Genomic DNA, 20,789 nt, shown 5'->3' with positions numbered 1-20,789 from the left:
AAAATAGGGGGCGGGTATTGATATTTGTGTATTTAATAATTATTACCCCCTATATTTTAGGGGGTAATAATTATTTTACATAAAAAAGCTAAGAAATTATTGTATTCATGATGAAATATTACTTGTTTTCATGAATATGAGGTAAAAAACACCTTCAAAAACTGATAAAAACGTCAGATTCTGATTTTCAATCTATTATTAAAGTCCATAAAAAGTCATTTTCAGGAAATGGACACGAAAAATTTGTTGCAGATATGGCAAAAAAGAGGTTTTTAATTATGAATTTAGTATTAAAAAATTGATTTTTTAAGAAAGTATTAAATGTAGAAATCAGTTTATTAAATATTATTCAATATTGAGTTTATTCTTTACTTTAGGAAGAATAAAGATGAAAAATTGAAGAAAATATGAAAGAGAAACAGGGATTATATTCACCCGAATTTGAACATGAAAATTGCGGTGCGGGGTTTATATGCAATCTGAAAGGAAAGAAATCTAATGATATTATACATAAGGCTTTAGAAATTTTAGAAAAGTTAGAGCATCGAGGTGCTGTAAGTAGTGATGGAAAAACCGGCGATGGAGCGGGAATTTTAATAGATATACCGCATGATTTTTTTGTAGAGAATTGCGATTTTGAAATTCCGGAATCTCGCGAATATGCCATGGGAAATGTGTTCTTGCCCAGAAAGTTAAATCAACGTGAATATTGTAAAAAGATTTTTGAAGAGCAACTTATACTTAAAGGATTGGTTTTATTGGGCTGGAGAAAAGTTCCGGTAGATAATGAACACCTTGGAGCCATCGCTGCAGAAGTAGAGCCTTTTATAGAGCAAATATTTGTTGGTAAACCTGAAGACGGACTTGGAGATCAAAAATTTCAGATCCAACTTTTTGCTGCCAGAAAGGTAACAGAGCATATCATCTTAAAATCAAAATTATCTGAAAGTGAATATTTTTACTTGCCAAGTCTTTCAACTAAAACCCTCATTTTTAAAGGGCTTTTAATGCCAGAAGATATCAAGTTCTACTATAAAGATCTCTTAGATCCAACGGTAGTTACAAGACTCGCGCTGGTACATCAAAGATTTTCAACCAATACTTTTCCAACCTGGGATCTGGCCCAACCTTTTAGGTATATGTGCCACAATGGTGAGATAAACACCTTGAGAGGGAATATTGCCAGAATGAGAAGTAGAGAGGAGTTATTGAAAAGTGATCTTTTTGATGATGATTTAAAAGAGCTATTTCCTATAATATTAAAAGGAAAATCAGATTCTGCATCTATGGATATGGTTGTAGAATTATTGCTAATGTCTGGTAGATCGCTCCCTGAGATCATGATGATGTTGATCCCTGAAGCCTGGGAAAAGCATAAGGAAATGAGTGAAACCAAAAAATCTTTCTATGAATTCAATAGTTGCATCATGGAACCTTGGGACGGGCCAGCTTCGGTACCATTTACAGATGGAGATTATATAGGTGCAGTTCTGGACAGAAATGGGTTAAGACCTTCAAGATATTCTGTAACCAAAGACGATTACGTTATTATGTCTTCAGAAACAGGAGTGCTGGATCTAAAACCAGAGAATATTGCCTATCACGGAAGGTTGCAACCAGGGCGTATGTTCTTGGTAAATATGAAAGAAGGCAGAATTATAAACGATGAAGAGATCAAGGAAAGAATAGCTGGAAATCATGATTATAAAAAATGGCTGTCACAAAACAGAATTCACCTAAAGGAGATTCCATACAGAAGTGAGGCTCTAGAAATTGAAAAAACTCCAATCAACTTAAGAAAAAATATTTTTGGATATACAGAAGAAGATATAGAAACTATAATCTTACCAATGGCTGGTCAAGCAAAAGAACCTATTGGATCTATGGGAACAGATACCCCTTTGGCGGTACTATCTGAAAGGCCACAATTAATGTACAATTACTTCAAACAAATGTTCGCTCAGGTTACCAACCCTCCCTTAGATGGTATTCGGGAAGAGTTGATCACAGATCTTAGTCTTACTTTAGGAAGAGATTCAAATTTAATGGAGGTTTCTCCAGATTACTGTAAAAAGATCATGATCCATAATCCGGTAATTTCAAAAGAAGATCTGGATAAGATCAAATATTTTGAGCATCCAGATTTTAAGTCGGTGAGCATTCCTATTTTATATAAAGCCGAAAAAGGGCTGAACGGATTGGAAGAGGCGCTTGAAATTATGTTGAAAACTGCTTCAGAAAAAATTGATCAGGCTTATTCAATATTGATACTTTCAGATAGAGGTGTGAATAAAGAAATGGCTCCAATACCAGCTTTATTAGCTTGTTCTTATTTAAATAATGGCTTGTTTAAATTGGGAAAAAGGTCTAAAATAAGTTTTATCATAGAGTCTGCGGAACCTAGAGAGGTGCATCATTTTGCCTTGTTATTTGGATATGGAGCGAGTGCTATCAATCCATATTTAGTAAATGAGATCATTCAAGAGCAAATTGAAGAAAAAAATCTTAATAATATAGGTTTTGTTGATGCTGTAGAGAATTATAACAAGGCAGTTGGAAAAGGTGTAGTGAAGATCATGAATAAAATAGGTATCTCCACCCTTAATTCTTACAGAGGATCTCAGTTATTTGAAGCTTTAGGACTTAACTCTCCACTAATAGACAAATACTTTCCAAACACCCCAAGTAGAATTGAAGGTATTGGCTTGTACGAAGTAGAAAAAGAAGTAGCAAAAAGACATTTAAGGACATTTAAAGAGAGAAACATCCCTGGTTCTATAGGAATGGAAATAGGAGGTGATTACCGTTGGAGAAGAAATGGTGAAAAGCATATGTTTAATCCAATTAGCATTGCAAAATTGCAGGAATCTGTGAGGACCAACAATCCAGCAACCTATAAAGAATATGCGGCACTTGTTAATGAGCAGTCTAAACAGTTAATGACTATTAGAGGAATGTTCGAATTCTCAAATTATGATCCCATTCCGTTAGCTGAAGTGGAGCCCTGGACAGAGATCGTAAAAAGGTTTAAAACCGGCGCTATGTCTTATGGTTCCATAAGTAAAGAAGCTCATGAGAATCTTGCTATTGCGATGAATAGAATAGGAGGAAAGAGCAATAGTGGAGAAGGAGGAGAAGATTCTAACAGATTTTATAAGAACGCCAATGGAGATTGGGCAAATAGTGCTATAAAGCAAGTGGCTTCAGGAAGATTTGGAGTTTCAAGTAATTATCTTACCAATGCCACCGAAATTCAGATCAAGATGGCTCAAGGTGCGAAGCCAGGAGAGGGAGGGCATTTGCCAGGATCTAAAGTGAATAAATTTATTGCTAAGACCAGGAATAGTACGCCCTATGTAGGTCTTATTTCGCCGCCACCTCATCACGATATTTATTCTATTGAAGATCTGGCACAATTGATTTACGATCTAAAATCAGCTAACAGAGCAGCTAGAATAAACGTAAAACTGGTTTCTGAAGTCGGGGTTGGAACCGTGGCTGCTGGAGTTGCTAAGGCTAAAGCAGATGTAATTTTGATTTCAGGTTATGATGGTGGTACCGGTGCAGCTCCTTTGACATCACTTAGGCACGCAGGCTTACCTTGGGAATTAGGAATTGCTGAAGCTCAGCAAACTTTGGTTTTGAATGATCTTAGAAGCAGAATAAGACTTGAATGTGACGGACAGTTAAAAACCGGGAGAGATGTAGCTGTAGCTTGTCTTTTAGGTGCCGAAGAATTTGGTTTTGCAACAGCCCCGCTGGTAGCTTCAGGATGTATAATGATGAGAGTTTGTCATTTAAATACATGCCCGGTTGGTATTGCTACTCAAAATCCGGACTTAAGAAAGAAATTTAAGGGTAAACCAGAGCATGTAGTGAACTACATGTACTTTATTGCTGAAGAATTAAGAGAGATCATGGCACAACTCGGTTTTAGAACTGTAGATGAAATGGTGGGTCAGGTGCATAAATTGAATAGAAATAAAGCAATTGATCATTTTAAAGCAGCAGGAATAGACCTTTCTCCGATTCTTCATAAAATTGAAGCTCCAAAAGGTGTAGATATTTACAATACAGGATCTCAAGATCATCAACTGGAAAAATCTATTGATTTTGAAATTATCGAGTTGGCACATACCGCTCTATTTAGAAAAGAAAAGACAATATTGGATCTTGAAATTCATAATACAGACAGAGCTGTAGGTGCTATCTTAAGCAATGAGATTTCTAAGATCTATGGAGAACAGGGCTTGCCTGACAATACTTTAAAGATCAATTTTAAAGGTGCTGCCGGTCAAAGTTTTGGAGCATTCGCAACCCGAGGTTTAACTTTAAAAATAGATGGTAATGCCAATGATTATGTAGGGAAAGGACTTTCTGGAGGTAGAATAATTGTAAAGATCCCAGAAGAATCCACGCTACAAGCGGAGAAAAATATCATTATTGGTAATGTTGCTTTATACGGCGCCATAGAGGGGGAAGCATATTTTAACGGCATGGCAGGAGAGCGTTTTTGTGTGAGAAATAGTGGAGCCCAGGCTGTAGTTGAAGGAATTGGAGATCATGGTTGTGAATATATGACCGGAGGAGTTGCTGTTATTCTAGGTGAAACAGGAAGGAACTTTGGAGCAGGTATGAGTGGAGGAATTGCATATGTTTTTGATGAAAATGATTCGTTTAAAAAGAATTGCAATTTAAGCGATCTAAACTTGGAGCCAGTTACTGAAAGTGAAGATCAGGAGCAATTACATCTCTTGATTACCAATCATTACAATTATACACAAAGCAGGCATGCTCAAAGAATTTTAGAGAACTGGGAAGGCAGTCTGAGTAAATTCGTGAAAGTACTTCCTGAAGAATATAGACTGGCATTGATAAGGCTGGAAGAGGAAAAATTAACAGATATAACGGAGTAAGATAATGGGAAAGATAACAGGATTCTTAGAATTCAAAAGTAAGTCAGAAGATTATGAACCGGTTGAAAAAAGAGTTGAGAATTATAAAGAATTTACGGTAAAGCTAAAAGAGTCTGAATTAAAAGATCAGGGAGCCAGATGTATGGATTGTGGTATTCCTTTTTGCCATAGTGGATGTCCTTTAGGTAATCTAATTCCAGATTTTAATGATGCGGTTTACCAGGGTAAATGGCAAAAAGCAGCCGAGATTTTACATGGTACCAACAACTTTCCGGAGTTTACAGGAAGATTATGTCCCGCTCCATGTGAAGAAGCATGTGTGCTTAACATCAACGAAGATCCGGTAACTATTGAAAATATAGAGAAGAACATTGCTGAAGAAGCCTTTAAAAATGGCTGGGTGAAGCCTCAAATTCCAGAGCATAGAACCGGAAAAAAAGTAGCAGTTATTGGGTCTGGACCGGCCGGATTAGCTGCAGCACAACAACTAAATAGAGCTGGACATGAGGTGACGGTTTATGAAAGGGATGAGAAAGTTGGGGGCTTACTTCGTTATGGAATCCCAGATTTTAAGATGGAGAAAAATGTCATAGATCGTCGTCTGGAAGTCTTGGAGCAGGAAGGTATTAAATTTATAACTAATGCTCATGTAGGCAAGAATATTGCTATAGAGGAGGTGAAATTAAATCATGATTCAATTGTGCTTTGTGGAGGTGCCACGGTTAACAGGCAACTACCAATTAAAGGAGCACATTTAAAAGGAGTACATCAAGCGATGGACTTTCTTTCCCAAAATAACAGAAGAGTAGACGGGCTTAAATTTTCTGAAAATGAAATTTCAGCTAAAGGTAAAAATGTAGTTGTTATTGGGGGAGGAGATACGGGAAGCGATTGTATTGGAACATCATTCCGGCAAGGAGCAGAAAGCGTTCTTAACTTCGAAATTTTGAAAAAAGCTTCCGTAGATCGCACAGCAGATCAGCCTTGGCCATATTGGCCAATGAAGCTTAGAACAACTTCTTCTCACGCTGAAGGTGCTGAAAGAGAATGGAGTATTTCTACCAAAGAGTTTTTGGGGGATGCACAAGGTAACCTTGTTGGCTTGATCACCACAGAGGTAGAATGGACTCATAAACTAGGAGAAAGACCTCTGTTAGAGGAAATTCCCGGGACAGATAAACGATGGGATTGTGATCTTGCTTTGTTGGCTTTGGGTTTTACAGGGAGTGAAACAACTTTGGCAGAACAACTAGGGTTAAAGATGGATGCCAGAACCAATATTCATGCTTCTTTAGACGATTATCAGAGCAATGTACCCGGAATTTTTGTAGCCGGAGATATGAGACGGGGGCAATCTTTAATAGTTTGGGCAATTTCAGAAGGACGTGAGGCTGCGTATTATGTAGATAAATATTTAATGGGCACTTCAGAACTGCCACTTAAAGGAGAAGGAGATCTACCTAGAATTTAATTCCTCATCCTCATTGAGGATTTCATTCCCTGAGTTTCTGAATAATCAAAAACATTATAATTAAACCCTGAGTGAGCAATCACTCGGGTTTTTAAAGTATTAAACAAATAATAAGAAGATCTGTTGGTCAAAGCGAAATATTCAGAAGTAAATAATTCCGATCTTTGAAGTTCCTTTAAATTTTTATTTGACTCAGAAATAATTTTCATGTTTACAGAAGATCTTCAATTATTTACACTTACTAATACAGCCGGAACATCTTTAGAAATTCTGAATTTAGGCGCTACGATCTTCAGCCTAAAAATTAAAGATGCAGAAGGAAATTTGATAAATGTTGTGGTTGGCCCAAAGAATAAAGAAGATTACGTAACTGAGGAATACCGGCAAAAAAACATGTGTTTTGGAGCTTCTATAGGGAGGTATGCAGGAAGAATTTCTGAAGGAGAGTTTATACTTGATGGAAAAGCTTTAAAACTGTTTCAAAAGAATGGAGTGCATTTACATGGAGGTAAGAAAGGGCTTCAGCACAAGGTTTGGGATATGATATCTCAAACAAAAGGTGCAAATCCTTCTATTAGACTAAGCTGTTCTTCTAAAGATGGAGAGGAAGGTTATCCCGGAAATTTAAATGTTGAGGTTTTCTATAAGCTTACTGAAGAGAATGAATTAAAAATAGAGTACACTGCTAAAAGTGATAAGCAAACAATAATAAATCTTACCAATCACACCTACTTCAATTTAAATGGAGAAGGGAGTGTCAAGGATCACAAATTACAAATCAATGCTCCAAAAATTCTCGAGGTAGATTCCAAATTAAGACCAACTGGAACGCTGAGAGATCTGATTTCAGAAGAGAAGGACTTTTTAGTTTCCAAAAGGATTAAAAATATTAATGTGGACGATACTTATGTTTTGAATCAACATAATAATATTGCCGCAAGAATTTATTCATCTAAATCTAAAATTGAGATGATCTTAAAAACCAATCAGCCAGCGGTAGTAACTTTTATACCAGTCCAATTACCAGATCATTGGGAATATAATACCAAAATAAGTAAGAAATTTCCGTCTTTTTGCTTGGAAGCACAGAACTTTCCAGATGCTCCTAATCATTCAAATTTCCCTTCTAGTATTCTAAATGCTGGTGAAACATATTTAAATAAGATCTCATACAAATTCAATTTAGTAAAAGATTAATTCAATAAATAAAGGCCGGATGATATTTCATCCGGCCTTTGCATTATAAATAATTTATCAACTTACTCCATAATGGAGTAGATGCTATAAGAATTAGCAGGAGCTTCTAAACTCACTGTGCCATCTCCACCAGTAGTAGGAGAATAGGAAGAATTATTTCCATAATCCATTAACTTTTTGGAGGTCCAATTAGTTACTATTTCTCTGCGTTTTGTATTTCCACTTGTATTTATATATAAGATCAAACCCGGATTATTTGTATTTCCAGCTCGTTTCATTATATATTCATCATTATCATTATAAAGCACTTCTACATCCCCAGTTGCTAAAGTATTATGCAATAAGATCATATTTTTGATCTCCTCTTGGAAATCAGCATTTTCATAATCTGAATAGAAAATAGTAGGATAGCCATCGTGCGTTAAAATATAGGCGTAGGCTTTCATTTTATTACTCTCTTCTATACGGTTATCTTCATTATCATCTTTTTCTGTATCATGATTGGCAACAAAAGTTACAGCCTTCTCTGGATAGGTTTTACGTAACATATCTTGCCCTAATAAGGTGAGATCATTGTTTCTATCGAATGCTTCTTCCATTTTATAAAAACAGGCAAAATCGAATGCAGATACACCGGTGTCCTCAACCCATTGTTCTAGTACAGCTGAATTACCATCGAAATTTTCTCCAACGGCAAAACCGCCAACAGAGGCCATCCATTCTTTGATTACCCAGGGAGCAAAACCTTTGACGTAATCGAATCTCCAACCGTCAAACCCCATTACATTCTTGTAATACTTGGCAACAGAATTTTCTTTTTTCCAAAACCACTGTTGAACGTGTTCCTGATCGTGACACACATCTTGTTCAGAAAAGAAAAGATCTCCTGCATCCCGTTCATGAATATCGTTAGGGTGATAATCGTTAAAATCACGATTAAACATCCCTGAAGCATTTCCATTCGTTTCGTTAAATAGGGTATAAGTATCCTTGTTTCTGAAAGGGTTCAATTCATTTCCACCCCCAGAGTTATGATTTAAAACGATATCTGCTATTACTTCTAGATCAGCATTGTGTGCACTGGCAATTAAAGTTTCCAATTCTACACGCGTTCCAAATCTAGTTGGTGTGGTACCATGCTGAAAATATTCCCCGAAATCGAAATAATCTGAAGGATCGTACCCCATAGAATACCCTCCAGATTGTCCTTTGCTTACCACTGGTAACCATATTCTATCTACTCCTGCATCTGCCCATCCAGCAACTTTATCGTTCAATATTTTCCACCATTCTCCTCTTGGCTCTACATCCCAATAAAAAGTCTGCATCATAACACCAGATCCATTATCGTAGCTGGATAAATTCAAAGGCTTAGACGTCGCAGGCTCTGGTGTTCCAACACCAATTACATCGTCTGTAGGATTTACAGGATCATTATCTGAAGAACATGAAGTCCCAAATATTAATACAGAAACTGCAGCACCAAATATTATTTTTTTTATCATCTTTTAATTTTTAAAATGAAAAAGCTGTCTATGGATTATTAAGATTTAACTTAACTTCTAGTAATTAGAAATAGGTTAAGCCTTAATCTTTAGACAGCTTTAGTATTATTGAATTCTGAAAATTATTCAGTCACTACTATAGGTATAAAAACATATCTCTTAGTGATATCATTAAACCAAACATTGTAAGTTCCCTCTACGGTTGGAATATCACCATCAGAAACGCCTTGCCCAGCCGGGAATGGTCCAGCCCATGCGGCATCCCACGCCAAGTTAGCTCTAAATTTAGCATTAGCTCCATTAAGCTCTACGTTTTGTGCATTCCAGATATGAGGATTTATAGAAGATGGAGTCATTTGAATATCTGGTGTAGGATTATCATCACCAGGCCATCCAACAGTTGTTCCGTCACCAACTATACCAATCACTGTGTATGCAGTTGCTCCACTAGCATCGTAAGGCTCAAAAGTATAAGTTAAGTCATCAATATTTACAGTTAGACTATAGTATCCTGCAGTTGCAACATCAAAATTCGCTGGATCTGGATCATCTTCAGTTTCTCTAAATTGTAAAGAATTACCATCCTTACCATAGCTTGGAGCCCAAGCTTGTCCACCAACTATTTTGAATGAACCGGCATTGAATATACCTGTAAAGTAGAAGATATTTGGGTTTTCAGAATCTCTAAACAATGGAGTGTTATTATTGTCTGGATTCCATCCTGCTGCGGTAGCATCTCCAACTAAATAAAGTTGTTTGAAAGCAGGTATTACTTCTTCTTCTACAGCAGCTTCAGGCATCAGTACTGTAATAGATTTTATCTCTGAAGTAGTATTTAGAGCATTTCCTCCATCATTCCCTGCATAAGCTTTTATTCTAAAATAAACTGGACCTGTGTTAGGAGAATCCGTTTCTGCATCAGCATCTAAACCTGCATCTGTTGCAAGCGTGATCAATTGGCTTACTTTAACAGCTAAGTTATTTTCACCGGTGCTCCCGATAACATCAAAACTCGTGAAATCTCCGTCAGTTGATGCTTGAAGTTCATAAGTGATATTAGTTGGAACATCTAAGTTCACAGTATTCCACACAAATCTTTCTGCTACATTTCCAGAAGTAGCAGGAGTTAATACATAAGTATCATTAAAAGAATTCATGAAATTAATGCCTTCCGGGTCTGGTTGGGCAATAAAAACTACATCATCATCACTTGAACAGGAATTTAATCCAACTAAAGCAACAACGGCAAATAATAACATTAATAATTTTTTCATTTTTATTTTTTTAAAATTAGTAACCTAGATTTTGTGTTAAATTGGTGTTTACCCCTAGATCTGAAGCAGGGATAGGCATAATATTTCTGAAAGGTGCTGTCGTAGTTCCTTGTGGAACTCCTCCTTTAAAGGCCCAAACACCATTCTCTGTAAATTTGTTGAATCTTACAAGGTCTGTCCTTCTATGAGCTTCCCAATATAATTCTCTGCCTCTTTCATCTAATATAAAATCTTCTTCTTTAAGATCGGAAGCAGAAATGTTTCCGCTAGCATCTCCATAAGCTCTTTTTCTAAGTTCATTAATATAAGTAACCGCCTGACCTTCGTTTCCTCCACCACCTTTTAGTACTGCTTCAGCATACATCAGGTAAGCATCTGCAAGTCTGAACATTGGGAAATCTGTATCTGGAAATTCTCCTGTAGAATCGCTTCCTTGCTCTCCATTTACTGTAACATTTTTAAATTTTGCTACTGCATACCCATCTGTAAATACAGAGATATTATTTATTTCTTTTTTCTGACCCTCTGTATAAAAAATAGCTCTACTATCTAAAGATTCTGCTCCTTCAGGGAAAAGATTTACAAATTGTGGAGTGGTTCTTAAACCGGCCCAACCACTACTTACTCCAAAATTATCAGGATCCATTGAACCTCCAATAGAGGCATGGATGATAAAGGTCATCCCTCCATAAGCTTGTGTGTTTAATCCATCGAAAGGTATAGTGAAGATTACCTCATCTTGTGCACCATTAGAATCATTATCCGCTAAAAATGAGTACTGGTAAGGTACATCTGGAATAGAATATCCGGCTTGAATTACTTTAGTTGTGTAATTAATTACATCTGCGTATCTATCTTGACTTGTATATACCTCAGCATTCAAATATAGTTTAGAAAGTAACATCCAAACTGCTGCTTGATCTGCCCTTCCATATTCATTTTGTCTTGCTGGTACTATCGTACTCTCAATTGCTAACAACTCACCTTCAATATAACTAAATAGATCTGCTCGCTGTATTTGCTGTGGTAAGAAAGCTCCAATTGGATCTTCCTCTGTTACGAAAGGAGGATTTCCAAAAAGATCCATCGCATGATAATAACTCAAGGCTCTTAAAAACCTTGCTTCAGCGCGATATTCAGCAATTTCAGATTTTAAATCTCCGTTCACTCCACGACCATCTAATTTAGCATCGGTAGTTTGGCGTAAGAATTCATTTGTTAGAGCTATTTGATACATTATTCTGCTGTACATAGTTCTAATAAACTCATTTCCTGAAGTCCAAGTTTGAGAATGAAGATCTTTAATTGTACCATCATTCCATCCAATTACAGCTTCATCTGTAGTTAATTCTTGAAGTTTGAAGAAAAGTCTCATATAATTTGAGAAGCCTTCATCCAGTCCTGCAAGATCTGCATTTCCTGAAGGTCCTTGTTGTCCACTTAGTGAAAGGCCAGCATACAATTTTGCTGAAAACTCTCTATAGGAAGCTGGATCATCAAAAACCGTTGCAGAAGTTTCCCGATTATCTTCGGGCTTTAATTCTAAGTCGTCTTGGCATGACCACAGTAACACTGTACTCACAAAAAGAAATAAGACTGGTTTAATTTTTTTATACATAGTAGTATTTATTTTTTTATTTTCTAAAAAGAAAGATTAAGTCCTAACACAACACTTCTTGTTCTAGGATAAAAATTATTATCTATCCCATTTCCAATTTCAGGATCCAAACCTTCATAATCTGTAATTACAAATAAGTTAGAACCTGTAATACTTGCTCTTACATCTACTTCATCTCCAGGGAATAAATAACCCAAAGAAACGTTGTCTAGTCTCACAAAATCTGCACTTCTCACATAATAATCTGAAAATAGTTGAGCAGCTTCAAAATTAGATTCTAAAACATTTGCATTTAGATTAGAGTAATAGGCTTGTGGAGTAACCGTTCCAGCACCCACAAATCCGATTCCGGACTGTGTGTTGTTATATACATAGTTTCCAAAATTTCCCCTAAAAGTAAAACTGAAATCCAAATTCTTATAATTAATAGTATTTGTCAATCCCATAAAATAGTCTGGTGTTGCTTTTTTATACGCCTGACGGTCTGCTTCTGTAATTTGGTTATCTCCATTCACATCTACATATGCACCTTCTATAGGTTGTCCTTGTTCATTGTAAACCTGGCGGTATACAAAGAATGTAGTTGGGTCGAATCCTTCTTTCCAGATCTGGATATTATTTCCAGTACCACCTGCAATGCCTCCTTGAGGAATAAAGAAATTAGGGTCGTTCCCTAAAGATAAAGCTGTAATTTCTAAATCTTGAAAAGAAATGTTATAATTAACATTCCAGTTAAAATCTTCAGTTCTAATTATTGCGGCATCTAGTCCAACTTCTAAACCACGACTTACAGTTTCACCAACATTGGTTGTCAAAAGATCTGAAAGGTTTGCTCCTGCAGGAACTGGCACTGTTGCCAAAAGATCTTCAGTTTCCCTGTAGTAAGCATCTACGCTACCAGATAACCTATTGTCGAAGAATCCGAAATCCAATCCAACGTTATAAGTTTTTAATTCTTCCCATTTAAGATCTTCGTCAAATTCCTCAGGTCTTAGGGTATTTACAAAAGTATTTCCATATTGAACCAATGCACCACGTTGACTAGGAGTATAAATTCCTAAATACCCATAATTTGTTCCAATCTCTTGATTCCCGGTAATACCGTATCCGGCTCTTAATTTTAAGTTGCTAAAAACGCTACTGTTTTCCATGAAAGATTCGTTCATGATTTTCCAACCAACAGATAAAGAAGGGAAACTACTCCATCTATTATCTTCAGAAAATCTAGAAGAACCATCTCTACGGTAACTGGCAGATATCAAATATCTATTTGCAATATCAAAACTAGCTCTCGCAAAATAAGACTCTAAAGAGTTACGGTTAATGTTTGTAGGATTGGTAATGAGTGCATTATTTTGAGTAGTTCTAGTTCTACTGTTTACATAGAATTCTTGATAAGAATGCCCTGCAGTCAAATCTAGCTTTGTGTTGATGGCATCTAGGCTATTATTGTAGTTAAAATAAAAATCTAATAATGTGTTTCTATTTATTCCTCCATAAAAATTATCGAAACGCACAGACTGATTATTTTCTGCAGAAGTTATAGGCCGTGTTTCATAACCTTCTAGTTCTGCGTAATCAAATCCGGCATTCAAATTGAATCTTAACTCAGGTAAGAAAGAAAACCTGTAATCTATATTTAGATTTGAGATGTTTCTTTTATTCTGAGCATCGTTAGACCTTTGTTCTAATAAAGCTAATGGATTTCTTGTAGCCTGTCTAAATTCATCATCGGTAGTATCTCCTCCTCTAAATTCAAAATAACCATCAAAAGGGCTTGTAGGATCAAAAACAGATTGAGTAGGGTCAAAAGCTACCGCTCTCCCAATTGCACCTTGATCTGCAAAACTGTTGTCGTCTAAAATTCCTTTAGAGTTCAACGTAACTTTTAAATTGTTATCTAAAAAGTTTTGAGTCAGAGTTAAATTCAAGGCATTACGCTCATAAAAATCTGTTTTTAAAACTCCTTGTTGTTCTGTATGGTTAAAATTCAAGCGATAGGTGAAATTATCAAATCCCTGTCCTACAGTAATATTATGTATTGCTCCATAAGCTCTTCTGTATATTTGATCTTGCCAATCTGTATCAGAGGTTCCTAAAAGGCTTACGTCTGTCCCTGCAGTGCTTTCAATAATATTTCTGAATTGTGCAGCGTTAAGTACATTAATTTTGTCTGTAATTTCTCCTCCAGAAAATTTAAGATCATATTCAGCAGTAAACTCTGAATTTATAGTTCCTTTTTTAGTGGTGATTAGAATAACACCGTTGGAAGCTCTCGAACCATAAATAGAAGTTGCGGCGGCATCTTTAAGTATTACAAAATCTTCTATTTCATTTGGGTTAATAACATTTAACTGATTTCTTACACCTTGCACACCTCCTTGGTCCAATGGAATTCCATCAACAACAATTAATGGGGAGTTGTTTCCAGATAAGGAAGAACCTCCACGAATTCTTATTTCACCACCACCACCTGGTTCACTACTTGGTGTAATTCTAACCCCAGCGGATTTACCTGCTATAAGTTGTTCTGGCGAGATAACGGCTCCCTTGTTGAATTGTTCACGATTTATTTTTTCTACAGCTCCAGTTGCATCTTGCTTTGTAGTAGAACCATATCCTATAAGTACGATTTCTTCCAGTGCATTCTGACTTTCGTCTAAAAGCACATTAATCGAAGATTGCCCCTGATAAGGGATTTCTTGAGTAGTAAATCCTAAAAAGGAGAATACTAAAACGTTTTCGCTTTCAACACTAGTTAAAGTGTAATTACCATCAAAATCGGTAATTGTTCCATTATTAGTTCCCTTTACGATTATATTCACCCCGGGCACTGGTAATCCGGTTGCACTTTCAGTGACAGTACCGCTTACGCTTTGTTGGGCAAAAAAGCTCATCGGTAGCATTAACAGCAAAAACAACGAACTTTTAAGTAATTTTTCCATAAATAATTTGATTGATTTGAATAAAATTTAACTGTATATTATCACTTCCTGGGGTTAAATGTATGTAAACGATATGTTAATTTCTTGCGTATTTGCTTGATGACCACCACGAAAACGTTTTCGTGTTGACAACTTTTGTATTTAATTGAATTAAGCGGTTTTTTGTAATTTTGTTGTAGATTACAAGAAACTACCACGTCCTACTATTAATACCCTATGAAAAAAAGATTAACCCTTAAATTAATTGCCAAAGAGTTGGACGTTTCAATTTCTACCGTTTCTAAAGCTTTGCGTGATAGTGCTGAAATTAGTGAAGATACCCGTCAAAAAATAAAGGCCTTTGCTAAGTTGTATAATTACAAGCCAAATAATATAGCACTAAGCTTAAAGAACAGGAAATCAAAAACCATTGGAGTAATTATTCCTGAAATCGTACATCATTATTTTACTACTGTGATAAGCGGAATAGAGCAAGTAGCCAATGAAAAGGGCTATCATGTAATAATTTGCACCTCCAATAATTCCTTCGATAAAGAAGTGATAAATATGGAAATCTTGGCGAATGGGAGTACAGATGGATTCATTCTTTCAGTAGCAAAGGAGACTCAGCAAAAAGGGGATTATCATCATTTAACTGAAGTCATAGAACAGGGGATGCCTTTGGTAATGTTTGATAGGGTTATAGAAGAAATCAACTGTGATAAGGTTATTATTGATGATACCTTGGGTGCTAAAAAAGCAGTGCAACACTTGGTAAACTTAGGCTGTAAAAAAATTGGACTTATAAGTACCATAGATTACGTAAGTGTTGGAAAGCTTAGAACTCAGGGGTATTTAGAAGCATTATCTGAAAACAATCTAGAGCTAAATGAATCTTTGATCTTAAAGGTGGATGACTTTGATCAAAGTGAAGAAGAAATAAGCAGATTTTTAAGTGATAAATCAATGGATGCAGTCTTTGCCGTGAATGAGCATTTTGCGATTTATGCCATAAAAGCCTTTAAGGAACAAGGCTTAGATGTGCCAAAGGATGTTTCGGTAATTGCATTTACAGATGGAGAGCTTTCCAAAAGATTTATTCCAAGTTTAACCACTATTAATCAGCATGGAGAAGAAATGGGTGCACAGGCAGCCCGATTGCTTATAAAGAAATTGGAGAATGATGATTCTGAAGATGAGCCTTTTGAAACGATCATAATTGAGACTGGTTTGGTAGAGCGCAATTCTACAAAACGCTAATTTCTCTTTGAACATTTAAAATTTTATATATCTTTACCACCTTATAATTTTAGTCAAAACTGATATTTTCACTTCCTGTTAATACGTTTTGACGAGTCATAGCGCTTGTCGTAGTAGAAATTTAATCTTACGATATGCAAAAACGCAATCTTAGTTTCTGGGAGATCTGGAACATGAGTTTTGGATTCCTAGGGATTCAATTTGGATTTGCTTTACAAAATGCTAATACCTCGAGGATCTTTGAAACTCTTGGAGCACAAGTAGAGGATATTCCCATTCTATGGATAGCTGCCCCGGTAACCGGACTAATAGTACAACCAATAGTTGGATATTTTAGCGATAGAACTTGGACAAAACTAGGGAGGAGACGCCCATATTTTTTAGTTGGAGCAATTCTTTCTTCTTTAGCCTTATTTATTATGCCCAATTCCCCAACGCTTTGGGTTGCAGCAGGAACTTTATGGATCATGGATGCTTCCATAAATATTTCTATGGAACCATTTAGGGCTTTTGTAGGTGATAATCTTCCTGAAAGGCAGCGCACCCTTGGGTTTTCCATGCAAAGTTTCTTTATTGGGATAGGTGCCGTAGTAGGTTCTTTATTACCCTATATGTTTACCAACTGGTTTGGTGTAAGCAATACAGCAGCAGAAGGAATTATTCCTGATTCTGTAAAATGGTCTTTCTATGTAGGTGGCGTGGTATTTTTACTCGCAGTACTCTGGACGGTATTTAAATCTAAGGAATACTCACCAGAGGAATTAGCTGCTTTCGATAAAGCCGATAAGGCAATTTCGACTATAAATGATGAGATTGTTGACAAGCAGAAAAATATTAAATCCCAATTTAAGATAGGTTTTGGTATGTCTGTAATAGGAGCTTTATTCTCAGGCATTATTTATTTTGAAGATTTAACTAAAGAGCTATATATCCTTTTTATAGGGTTATTAATAGCTGGAATTCTGTTTATGATAGCTTCTCAGCTGCGCAAAAAACAGGTCCGAAATGGATTTACTGTAATTATTACCGATATGCTTAATATGCCACGTGCTATGAAGCAGTTGGCATGGGTACAATTTTTTTCTTGGTTTGCATTATTTTCTATGTGGATCTATACTACTCAAGCCGTGACAGGACATGTATTTAATACTTCAGACACTACTTCAGAACTTTACAACGATGCAGCAGACTGGGTAACAGTAATGTTCACTGTTTATAATGGAGTTGCTGCAGCTGTAGCATTTCTATTACCAGTATTGGCAAGAAGAACAAGCAATAAATTCACCCATATGCTAGCACTTTGTGCGGGAGGTTTAGGACTTATTTCTATTTATTTTCTTTCAGATAAAATAGGATTATTGTTAGCTATGGTAGGAGTAGGGATCGCTTGGGCGAGTATTCTATCTATACCTTATGCTATGTTGTCTGGATCTTTACCTTCTAATAAAATGGGATATTATATGGGAGTTTTTAACTTCTTTATAGTGATACCTCAAATTGTGGCAGCCACAATTTTAGGATTTTTAGTAAAAGAATTTTTTGGGAACGAACCTATCTACGCTTTGTTAATAGGAGGTTTCTCAATGATCTTGGCGGGAATCTTAACCCTAAGAGTTCAAACACAACGAAAAATTAATATCAGTGAGCAAAATTAAAGGAGTAATTTTCGATTTGGATGGAGTAATTGTAGATACTGCGAAATTCCACTTCTTAGCTTGGAAAAAACTGGCTAATGATCTGGGTTTCGATTTTACAGAGCTTCAAAATGAAGAACTAAAAGGGGTTAGTCGAGTGCGATCTCTTGAGAAAATATTAAAATGGGGAAACACGAGTTTATCTGAAGATGAATTCAAGGAGAAAATGGCGGAGAAGAATGACAACTATCTTTCTTATATCACCAATCTTAACAGTAAAGATATCTTGCCAGGAGTTCCCAAAATTATAAATTTTCTTTCTGAACAAAATATTCCAATCTCATTAGGCTCTGCAAGTAAAAATGCACGTCCAATCTTAAAGAAAACAGGATTGATGGAAAAATTTCAAGCGATTGTAGATGGGAACGATGTAAGTAAAGCCAAGCCAGATCCGGAGGTATTCCTTATTGCTGCTGAAAAAATTGGAGTGGCTCAAGAAAACTGCCTCGTCTTTGAAGATTCTGTTGCAGGAGTACAAGCTGCTAATATTGCAGAAATGCTAAGTATAGGAATTGGTGATAAAGATGTTCTGCATGGAGCAGATTATGTTTTTAGCAGTTTTGAAGAAATTGAAATAGACTTTATAAAAAATTTATTGACACCAAAAGCATGAATCAAGATTATATAAAACCAGACAATTGGTCTATCATAGAAGAAGGATTCGATAAGGATCGAGTAGAATCTTCAGAAAGTTTATTCAGTATAGGAAACGGGAAAATGGGCCAGCGTGCCAATTTTGAAGAACAATATACTGGAGAAACCTTCCAAGGAAGCTATATCGCAGGAATCTATTATCCAGATAAAACCAAAGTTGGTTGGTGGAAGAATGGCTATCCAGAATATTTCGCAAAAGTGCTGAATGCTCCCAACTGGATTGGGATCAATGTCTTTGTAAATGGAGAAGCTCTAGATCTAAACACGTGTACTAAGGTTGCAGATTATCGCAGGGAGCTGAATATGAAGGAAGGTTGGTACCAACGTAGTTTTGTTGCCACCTTACCAAATGACATTACAATTAAAGTAATAGCAACCAGATTTTTATCTTTAGAATTGGATGAAACTGGAGCTATAGATTATCAAGTAGAATTAATTTCTGGAGACGCAAAAATCACTTTCCAACCCTACTTGGATAGTGGTGTTTCCAACATCGATGCTAACTGGGAAGAGAAATTCTGGAAAACCATTGAGATTAGTTCTACAGAAAATCAAGGCTTTATAGTTTCAAAAACATTAAAGACAGAATTTCATGCTTGTACCTTCATGCAGTCTGAAATTTTACTAAATGGTAAAAAAGTTGAGCTTGATCATAAAGAAGAGAAAGAGCAGGATAAGATTATCTTCACCTATGAGATTTCAGCAGAAAAAGGGGATGTAGTGAGTTTGCAGAAATTTGCAGGTTATGTTACAGATATGAATCATGATAGAAATGATCTAGTCGTTGCTGCCAAAAATGTATTATCCAAAGCGGTTGGCAAAGGATATAACGGCATGCTTCAGGATCAAAAAGATGCTTGGGCCAAAACTTGGGAAATGGCAGATATCTCTATTTCTGGAGACGTAAAAGCCCAACAAGGAATTCGTTTCAATATTTTTCAGCTAAATCAGACCTATTCAGGGAAAGATGAACGCTTGAATATTGGTCCAAAAGGTTTTACAGGAGAGAAATATGGAGGGAGTACTTATTGGGATACCGAAGCTTATTGTATTCCATTTTATATGGCTACCAAAGATCAACAGGTAGCAAGAAATTTGTTGGCCTATAGATACAATCATTTAGATAAGGCTATTGAAAATGCCGAAAAATTAGGTTTTACTAATGGAGCAGCATTGTATCCTATGGTTACTATGAATGGGGAAGAAAGCCATAACGAATGGGAGATCACTTTTGAGGAAATTCACCGAAATGGCGCAATGGTGTTCGCTATCTATAATTATGTGAGATATACTGGCGATTTCGATTATATCCCGGAAAAAGGACTTGAAGTGATGATTGCGATTGCTAGATTTTGGCAACAACGAGCAAACTTTAGTAAAGACAAGAATAAGTTTGTGATCCTTGGGGTTACAGGTCCTAATGAATATGAGAACAATGTGAATAACAACTGGTATACCAATTATCTAGCTAAATGGTGTATCGAATATTGTTTGGAAACATTGAATAAAGTAAAAGATGGACATTCAGAGGATTATGACAGAATTTATGGTTTAACCAATCTTTCTGAAGCCGAATTGATGAAATGGAAAGAAGTTGCTGAAAACATGTATTTCCCATATTCAGAAGAATTTGGGGTATTTCTGCAACAAGATGGATTTTTAGATAAGGAATTAATTCCTGTTGAAAAATTAGAAAAAACAAGCAGACCTATAAACCAGAAATGGAGTTGGGATAGGATTTTGAGATCTTGCTATATAAAGCAAGCAGATGTATTACAAGGATTCTACTTTTTTGAAGATCGTTTTAATGATGCAGAACTAGCCAAACATTTCGATTTCTACGAGCCGCTAACGGTTCATGAATCTTCACTTTCTCCTTGTGTTCACAGTATACAGGCTGCCAAGTTGGGAAGAATGGAGCAGGCCTATGAGTTTTATGTGAGAACTTCTAGACTGGATCTGGATGATTATAATAATGAAGTAAAAGAAGGTTGTCATATCACTAGTATGGCCGGCACCTGGATAAGCATTGTTGAAGGTTTTGGCGGAATGCGTGTGGTGAATGATCAATTATCCTTTGATACAAGAATTCCAGACCAATGGGATGCTTATTCTTTTAAAGTGAATTTTAGAAACCAGATTGTAAAAGTTAATGTAACCAAGGCGAAAACTACTTTTAAATTAGAAGGAACCGAGCCGATTAATATTTTAGTAAAAGGTAAATCTATAGAAGTTCAGCCAAATAACGAGGTTGAGGTATAGGTAGATTTTTTAAG

The 20,789-nt window shown here is 36.1% G+C and carries 11 protein-coding genes; 7 read left to right on the top strand and 4 right to left on the bottom strand.

Going from position 1 to position 20,789, the window contains the following annotated elements:
* Positions 1-407 precede the first annotated feature (407 nt).
* The 3 genes from gltB (at position 408) to ES724_RS05855 (ending at position 7,584) form a co-directional block, all read left to right on the top strand.
* Entirely contained in the window at positions 408-4,916 is a 4,509-nt protein-coding gene (gltB, locus tag ES724_RS05865; protein ID WP_146930866.1) for a glutamate synthase large subunit, read from the top strand.
* Between the two features lie 4 nt (positions 4,917-4,920).
* Positions 4,921-6,387, top strand: coding sequence for a glutamate synthase subunit beta (locus ES724_RS05860; RefSeq protein ID WP_146930863.1), 1,467 nt, complete (start codon positions 4,921-4,923; stop codon positions 6,385-6,387).
* Positions 6,388-6,594: 207 nt separating this feature from the next.
* Positions 6,595-7,584 carry an aldose epimerase family protein gene (locus ES724_RS05855; RefSeq protein WP_146930860.1) on the top strand — a complete coding sequence of 330 codons (990 nt, stop codon included), beginning with the start codon at positions 6,595-6,597 and terminating at the stop codon, positions 7,582-7,584.
* Positions 7,585-7,646: 62 nt separating this feature from the next.
* Here ES724_RS05855 and ES724_RS05850 read toward each other — a convergent pair whose 3' ends face one another.
* The 4 genes from ES724_RS05850 to ES724_RS05835 all read right to left on the bottom strand — a co-directional run bounded on the left by ES724_RS05850 (position 7,647) and on the right by ES724_RS05835 (position 14,926).
* Positions 7,647-9,089, bottom strand: coding sequence for an alpha-amylase (locus ES724_RS05850; RefSeq protein WP_146930857.1), 1,443 nt, complete (start codon positions 9,087-9,089; stop codon positions 7,647-7,649).
* Positions 9,090-9,211: 122 nt separating this feature from the next.
* Positions 9,212-10,363 (bottom strand): SusF/SusE family outer membrane protein, encoded by a 1,152-nt coding sequence (locus ES724_RS05845; RefSeq protein ID WP_146930854.1) that lies wholly within the window; start codon positions 10,361-10,363, stop codon positions 9,212-9,214.
* Between the two features lie 16 nt (positions 10,364-10,379).
* Positions 10,380-11,981, bottom strand: a complete 1,602-nt coding sequence (locus tag ES724_RS05840; protein WP_146930851.1) for a RagB/SusD family nutrient uptake outer membrane protein — start codon at positions 11,979-11,981, stop codon at positions 10,380-10,382.
* Positions 11,982-12,004: 23 nt separating this feature from the next.
* Positions 12,005-14,926, bottom strand: a complete 2,922-nt coding sequence (locus ES724_RS05835; protein WP_146930848.1) for a SusC/RagA family TonB-linked outer membrane protein — start codon at positions 14,924-14,926, stop codon at positions 12,005-12,007.
* A gap of 216 nt (positions 14,927-15,142) precedes the next feature.
* On the opposite strand from ES724_RS05835, the gene ES724_RS05830 reads away from it, so the two are divergent.
* The 4 genes from ES724_RS05830 to ES724_RS05815 all read left to right on the top strand — a co-directional run bounded on the left by ES724_RS05830 (position 15,143) and on the right by ES724_RS05815 (position 20,775).
* Positions 15,143-16,165, top strand: coding sequence for a LacI family DNA-binding transcriptional regulator (locus tag ES724_RS05830; protein ID WP_146930846.1), 1,023 nt, complete (start codon positions 15,143-15,145; stop codon positions 16,163-16,165).
* Between the two features lie 134 nt (positions 16,166-16,299).
* Entirely contained in the window at positions 16,300-17,820 is a 1,521-nt protein-coding gene (locus ES724_RS05825; RefSeq protein WP_146930843.1) for an MFS transporter, read from the top strand.
* Positions 17,807-18,472 carry a beta-phosphoglucomutase gene (pgmB, locus tag ES724_RS05820; protein WP_146930838.1) on the top strand — a complete coding sequence of 222 codons (666 nt, stop codon included), beginning with the start codon at positions 17,807-17,809 and terminating at the stop codon, positions 18,470-18,472. Before ES724_RS05825 ends, pgmB begins: the two co-directional genes overlap by 14 nt.
* Positions 18,469-20,775, top strand: coding sequence for a glycoside hydrolase family 65 protein (locus tag ES724_RS05815; RefSeq protein WP_146930835.1), 2,307 nt, complete (start codon positions 18,469-18,471; stop codon positions 20,773-20,775). The genes pgmB and ES724_RS05815 overlap by 4 nt, the downstream gene beginning before the upstream one ends.
* The last annotated feature ends 14 nt before the right edge of the window (positions 20,776-20,789 follow it).

Origin of the sequence: Gillisia hiemivivida (assembly GCF_007997295.1) — a bacterium.
GTDB classification, from domain to species: domain Bacteria; phylum Bacteroidota; class Bacteroidia; order Flavobacteriales; family Flavobacteriaceae; genus Gillisia; species Gillisia hiemivivida.
The sequence above is the reverse complement of the archived record's forward strand: the minus strand, read 5'-3'. Positions and strand labels throughout refer to the sequence as shown.

Bases quoted from the DNA above. Each gene is read 5' to 3' on its own strand.
- ES724_RS05850 (WP_146930857.1), bottom strand. From the start codon at position 9,089: ATGATAAAAAAAATAATATTTGGTGCTGCAGTTTCTGTATTAATATTT.
- gltB (WP_146930866.1), top strand. From the start codon at position 408: ATGAAAGAGAAACAGGGATTATATTCACCCGAATTTGAACATGAAAAT.
- ES724_RS05845 (WP_146930854.1), bottom strand. From the start codon at position 10,363: ATGAAAAAATTATTAATGTTATTATTTGCCGTTGTTGCTTTAGTTGGA.
- ES724_RS05840 (WP_146930851.1), bottom strand. From the start codon at position 11,981: ATGTATAAAAAAATTAAACCAGTCTTATTTCTTTTTGTGAGTACAGTG.
- ES724_RS05860 (WP_146930863.1), top strand. From the start codon at position 4,921: ATGGGAAAGATAACAGGATTCTTAGAATTCAAAAGTAAGTCAGAAGAT.
- ES724_RS05825 (WP_146930843.1), top strand. From the start codon at position 16,300: ATGCAAAAACGCAATCTTAGTTTCTGGGAGATCTGGAACATGAGTTTT.
- ES724_RS05830 (WP_146930846.1), top strand. From the start codon at position 15,143: ATGAAAAAAAGATTAACCCTTAAATTAATTGCCAAAGAGTTGGACGTT.
- ES724_RS05815 (WP_146930835.1), top strand. From the start codon at position 18,469: ATGAATCAAGATTATATAAAACCAGACAATTGGTCTATCATAGAAGAA.
- ES724_RS05855 (WP_146930860.1), top strand. From the start codon at position 6,595: ATGTTTACAGAAGATCTTCAATTATTTACACTTACTAATACAGCCGGA.
- ES724_RS05835 (WP_146930848.1), bottom strand. From the start codon at position 14,926: ATGGAAAAATTACTTAAAAGTTCGTTGTTTTTGCTGTTAATGCTACCG.